The organism is Verminephrobacter aporrectodeae subsp. tuberculatae At4, assembly GCF_000193225.1.
Classification (GTDB): domain Bacteria; phylum Pseudomonadota; class Gammaproteobacteria; order Burkholderiales; family Burkholderiaceae_C; genus Acidovorax; species Acidovorax aporrectodeae.
Genome location: NZ_AFAL01000819.1, coordinates 1 through 844, shown reverse-complemented (window position 1 = coordinate 844; position 844 = coordinate 1). Strand labels below are relative to the sequence as shown.

Annotated in this window: 1 protein-coding gene; it reads left to right on the top strand. The window is 61.3% G+C overall.

The window, feature by feature from the left end; all coding sequences use genetic code 11:
• The coding region (locus tag VTU_RS34100) for an Ig-like domain-containing protein (protein WP_010108863.1) at positions 1-844 on the top strand (844 nt) is incomplete at both ends.

Genomic DNA, 844 nt, shown 5'->3' with positions numbered 1-844 from the left:
CTCACCGATGCCAACGGCACGCTGGGCACGCTCACCCCCAACGCCGACGGCAAAACCTGGACCGCCACCTTCACGCCCACGGTCAACATTGAGGACAGCAGCAACACCATCAGCGTCAACTTGGCTGGCGTGACCAACGCCGCAGGCAACGCCGGTACCGGCTCCGCCAGCAGCGCCAGCTACTCCATCGATACCAAGCGGCCCTTTGCAACCGACATCACCATCGCTGACACCAAGCTCTGCGCCGGCGAATCAACCACCGTCACCGTCACCGTCTCCGAAGCACTGAATCAGGACCGTTTCACCCTGGATAGCCTTCTTGTTAGCCGCAATTTCCTCGTGGTCACCAATCCCGGCACATTCTCCGACCTGCGCACCACCGACGGCATTACCTGGCAGTTCACGCTCACTGCCCCGACTTCCGGTACCTCATCAACCGGCAATTACATCAGCACGCATGGAGGTTACATGACCGATGTCGCGGGCAATGCGGGTCGTTACGCGATGATAGTTTTCGATGATGCCACCTTCGACATTGACCTCGTTCGGCCCACCGCCACGATCACCTTGGCCGACAGCGCGCTCACCATCGGCGAGACCACCACCGTCACCTTTGCCTTTAGCGAACCCGTCACCGGCTTCACGATCGGTGACATCGTGCTCACCGATGCCAACGGCACGCTGGGCATGCTCACGGCCAACGGCAAAACCTGGACAGCGACTTTCACGCCCACGGCCAACGTCAACGACACGACGAATACCATCCGCGTCAACCTCACGGGCGTGAACGATATCGCGGGCAACGCCGGTGTCGGCACCGCCACGCAGCAGCAACTACACCGTG